The organism is Streptococcus sp. GMD1S (assembly GCF_000296875.1).
In the GTDB taxonomy this organism is placed as follows: Bacteria; Bacillota; Bacilli; order Lactobacillales; family Streptococcaceae; genus Streptococcus.
In genome coordinates this window covers 1-4,911 of record NZ_AJQY01000063.1, presented here as the reverse complement: position 1 = coordinate 4,911, position 4,911 = coordinate 1, and the positions used below count along the sequence as shown (strand labels likewise).

General features: G+C 36.9%; 4 protein-coding genes and 1 pseudogene. All 5 read left to right on the top strand.

Annotated elements, in window-relative coordinates:
* Positions 1 to 327: 327 nt before the first annotated feature.
* The gene (locus tag GMD1S_RS06600) at positions 328 to 690 is read left to right on the top strand and encodes a hypothetical protein (RefSeq protein ID WP_000179342.1); all 363 of its coding nucleotides are present in this window, start codon (positions 328 to 330) and stop codon (positions 688 to 690) included.
* Between the two features lie 11 nt (positions 691 to 701).
* Positions 702 to 2,870, top strand: coding sequence for a hypothetical protein (locus tag GMD1S_RS06595; RefSeq protein WP_000216902.1), 2,169 nt, complete (start codon positions 702 to 704; stop codon positions 2,868 to 2,870).
* Positions 2,803 to 3,864 carry a hypothetical protein gene (locus tag GMD1S_RS06590; protein WP_000756875.1) on the top strand — a complete coding sequence of 354 codons (1,062 nt, stop codon included), beginning with the start codon at positions 2,803 to 2,805 and terminating at the stop codon, positions 3,862 to 3,864. The genes GMD1S_RS06595 and GMD1S_RS06590 overlap by 68 nt, the downstream gene beginning before the upstream one ends.
* A gap of 10 nt (positions 3,865 to 3,874) precedes the next feature.
* Positions 3,875 to 4,276, top strand: a complete 402-nt coding sequence (locus GMD1S_RS06585; RefSeq protein WP_000069808.1) for a hypothetical protein — start codon at positions 3,875 to 3,877, stop codon at positions 4,274 to 4,276.
* Between the two features lie 211 nt (positions 4,277 to 4,487).
* A pseudogene (locus GMD1S_RS06580) lies at positions 4,488 to 4,911 on the top strand (hypothetical protein); the annotation flags it as partial.

Here is a 4,911-nt window from a genome sequence, read left to right as displayed (position 1 = left end):
GATGGCTTTATGAACAAGATTGCGGAAGCTTTTAAAAATATGGATACCGATTTAGCGGGCTCCATTGAAACTAATGAGATGTATACAGTTTCTCCACAAGAGTATACAGAAAAGAAACGAATCCAGCAGAAGATCTACGATGCCTCTGTTTATAATGAGCTCCCCTAACTATTCGCCACTTGAATTCATTTCAGGTGGTTTTCTTTTGCTTTTCTCATCTTCTCACATTATTCCTCATGTGGTATAATAGAACAAGAACATTACTATGTTTCCGATGGGTTGGCAAGTAAAATGAAAGTATTAATGATATAGAAAAGGAGGATAGCTATGGCTAGTTATGAAAAAATAGTAGGGTTATCTCAAGCTTTATATGAAGCGACCGCAGAAGTATCACGATTGAGTGGCGAAGTTTCAAATTTAAAATATATTAAAAATAAATTGAAAAAGAAATCAACAGAGATTGATTATGTTGTTACACTTTCTGAAAATATCTTGGGTGAGAAATACGATGACGAAAAAAATCAGGAAAAAGAAGATTTGAATTCTTTGAGGCAAATCATTTTAACGAAGAAAAGAGAAATACTCGCGTTATTAAGTACGAAGATTCAGAATTTGGAGTCGGATTTGTTAACTGCTCAGAATATTGAAAGGAATGCTAGAAATGCATTAAATGCAGCTCTAGCATCATAGAGGAGGGATAGATGACAGTAAAAGTAAAAAATATTTCAGGTTTAGAAGATTACGGGACGAGTATTCACCGATTTGCTGGAAAATTTGAAGAAGTCTCAAGCGATACAATGCGTGAGTTCAATACTAATCTAGAAGGGGAAAAAGCGGCTGCCATTAATGCCTTCTTTAAACGTTTGAATGAGATTCAGAAGTCTGTTTTTTCACAGACACCAGAGGCGATACGAACTTATGGGCAGCATGTCTTTACATTTACTGGGGAGATTAAAGGTTTAGGATTTTCCAGTCATGCCCATACTGATGAAGATGCGATTAATACACTTACAGAGTCCCTTAGAACCCCTCAGCGTAATCTAATCAGTATCGTTAAGGATGAAATGGTAGCTTTGTTTGATGAAGCAATCGAAGCAATGGGTGATGGAGACTCTAATTTGGGAGATTTTGATGCCAAAGCAGACGCTTATATTGCAGATGAAATCAAAGCACGTAAGGAAACGCATAGCGGCATTATATCTGCGCATGATAGCCTATCTTCAGGCGTTTCAGGGGTATCAACTACCTTTGAATCCTTGACAAAGATTACACAGAACGCAAGAACTGTAACGACATTACCAGTTCAGACGATTATTGATGCTATAAAAAATAATACTCTAACAGAGTCAAATATGGTTTATCTTTCTAGAATCACTACAAAGGAAGATGCCCAAGTCTTGCAAGCGATTCTTTCTGGAAAATTAGAAGATGTAGACAAGATAATGGAGAATGACCCAGAGAAAATTTCTGATGGGGGCTACATGAATCTGGCAGAAGAATTGACTATTTGGATGGATAGAAGTGAGATTGGGACTCAGAAGATAAATCGTTTGTTAGATGCGATGGGGAAAACGGATCAATCCAAGGTTAATGTCTTTTCAGAAAGGTTAGATAAACAGCAACATATATCCAAACAAATACAGATAGCTGAAATGTATGCTTACGAGCAAGATCCCGAGCATGACGCTGCAACAATGGAAAAGCATCATACAAAATTAAGTCAGATGAATGATTTATCAGGTTTATTGACTGCGGTTCGAATCTTGAAAATTGGAACAAAAGTAGAAGGGAATTCAGGTGTACAATTTAGGAACGATGATCCTTTTGATCCAAATGCAAAACTTCGATATACTCGAAAAGAAATCTTTATTAAATTAAATGATACGGAAAACCCTGAATGGGAATTACATGTTAAAGAAAGTAAAAAGTCCATATATCACTATGGTTCTAAGACGGTTCCAGACTATGATGAGCTTAGTGTTCCAGCCAAAACTACTCTTGAAACTTATACATCACACCATGAAAAAGGAATTGACGGAGCTTTGGCTGGTAAATATGAGGCTGAACTTTATAAAATCAAAAAAGAACATGAGAAAGCGGATGCTGAGTTCCAAGAAACTATCGTAAAAGAAGGAATAAAAACGATTTTAACCTATATTGGTGGTCCAGCAGCTGCGGCGACTTTTAGTGTTGCAGATTCTTTATCACAGTTACATGCAACAGACTCAATTAAAAATACACATGAGATGCTGGATGAGATGACTTCTGGAAGAGCGAATGCCTTTATTAAAAAAATAGGTAATTATGGTGGCAAGTCTGCCAATGAGGTGTTAGCAGGCTTCTTTAAGCTACAAAGTAAGGTGGCAGAGTTTAAAGCCAAAACAAAGAATGAGCAAAATAATATTTATAATGTTTTGGTTGGTCAAGGGGGCTGGCAATTAGAACATGAAGTGGCAGGATCAGCTACCGATACAGTTGCACAATTCTCTAGTATTTATGCGGATTATGGAGCTTACCAACGGGTACAAGAATTAAACCAGAAAGGTGTCATGGGCTACTTTGAGAAAGTGGGTTCGAGAGATAGAGCTTATAGAATAATTAACAAATACTTTGATAAAGATCTAGCTATGAAAAATTTCCTTTTGGGAGAGCATACAAATGGTGAAGGCCTTACGATTGAAAATATGACTCCAGAACAGATTCAAACAATTCCTTTTATTGTTGAAAAAGTTATGGGGGGGACTCGTTCACAGATTTTCAAGAGTATTTCGAACAGAAATATGGCAAATAAGGGGGAGAGAAATGAAGAAAGTACTACTAATAGTCGGATCTGTCCTGTTGGGTGTTCTGCTTCTATGGGGCTATCATAGCTATCAACAATCAGAGCAGGCCAAGCAAGAACGCCAAAAATATGAAAATATGGATTACTATACAGGAAAATGGGAAATTGATTCTTATGAATTTTTAGAAGATGGCAGGGGAGTGGCCGTGCATTGGAAGTCATTAAACCCTGACGAAGATAGACTATTTCAAAAATATAATCCTCTTTTTGGAGATAGCTTTGCAAGAACTAATGGCGCTTCTAATCAAAGGTATATTACTCGATTAAATATTAAAGTACAATCTGGTAACTTAGCTAGGAATCGACCCCAAGATGAATCTGACGGATACTTTACTCTTTCTATCTATCGAATACGGGATAGACGATTGGAGGAATCGAAAGTAGACCTCTATCAGTTGGTAGGAGACTACAATGAAAATTATTTTCCAGTATCAATAGGTGCTATTGTAGAAATAAATGGGAAAGATTATCTCCCTATAGCTGTTCATAATCCAGATTGGTATATTACTAAGAGAAAGCAGTTATGGTTAAATTTAGAAACCAAGCAAATTGATTGGGAAGACACAAAAGTACAACAGTATCCTGAAACTCCGTCGGTAGATCTAGGTTCTTCAAAAGAGAAATTGATAGAGATGACTATCTTACAAACTTACTATGATAGTCTTCGCCAAAATCAACTTTCCTTTCATCAAGATGTATTGAAGGGAAGTGTTTTGGAGACAGCTGCGCCTAAAGTTTATCAATTATTAAGTAAGCAAGATTCACAGTTTTTCCTTTTGATTGATTCTAAGTATGATTATGATAAGGTTTACGGAGATGTTCCACAGTTTCTTGATTTGTATCAGCTTTTTGTCCCAGCAAATACGAATCTTTACGAAGGATTGACGATTCCAGCCGAACTCAGTAAGGATGGTCAAGAGCATTCAGTCAATACCAAAGAAGAGTTTGACTTGTATTACGATGTTGCCAAAGACCGCGAACTAAACAAGCAACGCCGAATATTGGTTGACAAAGGAGAATAAGAGGTTCTAAATGAGTAACAATCAAAAAAAAATTGATTCGGATAACCTAAGCCGAGTGAATGGAGCTTTTAAAGATATGAGTGCAGAATTGCAGAATAATGCCTATGATCTGATAGACTCCTCTGCGACAGAACAAATTCAAAATGCGACTGATGAACTTAAAAAATTATCTTCGGAGATGGTGACAACAATTAGTTCTTTGGATGAGTTTCTAGGAGCAGTTGGTGAGGCTTTTCGAAGTGTAGATGCGAGTATGGCTCAGTCTATCGGTGATAATATGTATACGAAAGCACCTGAAACACGTGCAGAACGCAAAGAACGTTATATCCAAGGCGGAAAAGATTCCAAGGAACGCCACAATCGTAGAAAAATGGTTGAAATCGCAGAGAGTCAATATAACGATTTTCCATAATTACACAAATCACCTGAATTTATTTCAGGTGGTTTTCTTTTGTATTTCTCATCTTCTCACAGTATGGTTCATGTGGTATAATGAGACAAGGGTTGCTCCTCGTTTCAGACGAGTTTATGGATTTCAGGATAAGTTAGTAGGTGAGAAGAGTATTTCTGTCAGCCTCCTATACACCTGTTAACAACTGTCAAAAGTAAAAGGAGAGTGTAGATTGGTTTTATTAGTATTAGTGCTTTTGGGTTTGCTCATTCTAATCTTAAAAAGGAAACAGAAAACTGCTAAAAAATCTGAAGGAAAGGCCAAGAAAAGAAATTGGCTATTAATAGGTTGCTTATCCATAGTGATCCCAATGGTAATCTTCACAGTGTTCAGTCCGATTTTTTCTCTAATGGATATGTGGGGGCTGTTTGCCCATGCAAGTCGAACTGAGCTTGAGCAAGCTGTGCATCGTTCTTATCAAAACTACGGTCTTACAGGACAGTTTGAGTTAGAAAAATACGAGAAAAACTATACAAGCGTGGGAGGATTTATAATCCACGGTACCTACAGTGAAAATATAGCTGGAAAAACCTATCAGGCTAAAACTCGATTTAAATACTATACTCGCTTTTCGAAAAGTGAAACATATGGAAAGA